Raw genomic sequence first — 972 nt, forward strand, 5'->3', positions numbered from 1 at the left:
CCATCCTTCCAGAGGGACTGGTGGGTGTGCATGCCAGTGCCGTTGTCGTTAAATAGGGGCTTGGGCATGAAGGTGACGGTTTTGCCGTGCTTGCGGGCCACGTTCCGGATCACGTATTTGTAAACCATCATGTAGTCGGCAGCCGTGATCAGATCGGCAAAGCGATAGCCCAACTCCCCTTGCCCGCCGGTAGCCACCTCGTGGTGATGCTTCTCGATGGGCACTCCCAACTTGCCCATGGTCAGCAGCATCTCGGTGCGGATGTTTTGATGGGCATCGGTGGGCGGGGCCGGGAAATAGCCCTCTTTGTAGCGAGGCTTGTAGCCCAGGTTGCCACCTTTCTCCTCGCGGCCCGAGTTCCAGCGACCTTCGATGGAATCCACGAAGTAGTAGGCCGAGTTTTGGGTTTGGTCGAAGCGAACATCCTCAAAAATGAAAAACTCCGCTTCCGGCCCGAAGTAAGCCGTATCGGCAATGCCCGTCGATTGCAGATAGGCAACGGCACGGGCGGCAAGGCTGCGGGGACAACGGCTATAAGGCTGGCCGGTGCGCGGCTCAACAATGCTGCAAGTTATGCTGAGGGTGGGCACCTCCAGAAAGGGATCGATCCAAGCCGTTTTGGGATCCGGCACCATGTACATGTCCGACTCGTTGATCGCTTTCCAGCCCCGGATACTGGATCCGTCAAAGGGAAGCCCCTCAGTGAAGGTTTCTTCCTTGATCATCGAGGTGTGGAAGGAAACATGCTGCCAGGTGCCAAAGATATCCACAAACTTGAGATCCACTATCTGGACGTTGTTGTCCTGGATCATCTGAAGCACTTCTTGGGGCGTGGATGCCATTACTCTCTCCTGATTGGGTTGCGGTTAAGACTGGGGGAACTGTGGCTGAAACAAATGGGATCCCAGCAGGTGATCCCCACGCTTCGACCCAGACAGGCCAAAAACGCTCACTCATCCTAGAAAGGCCAAC

At 56.2% G+C, this 972-nt stretch carries 1 protein-coding gene; it reads right to left on the bottom strand.

Annotated features, from left to right (window positions below; all coding sequences use genetic code 11):
- The coding region (locus NW856_RS08415; protein ID WP_414399814.1) for a glutamine synthetase beta-grasp domain-containing protein at positions 1 to 842 on the bottom strand (842 nt) is incomplete at its 3' end.
- Between the last annotated feature and the right edge of the window lie 130 nt (positions 843 to 972).

Source organism: Synechococcus sp. R3-13 (assembly GCF_047462195.1).
In the GTDB taxonomy this organism is placed as follows: Bacteria; Cyanobacteriota; Cyanobacteriia; order Thermostichales; family Thermostichaceae; genus Thermostichus.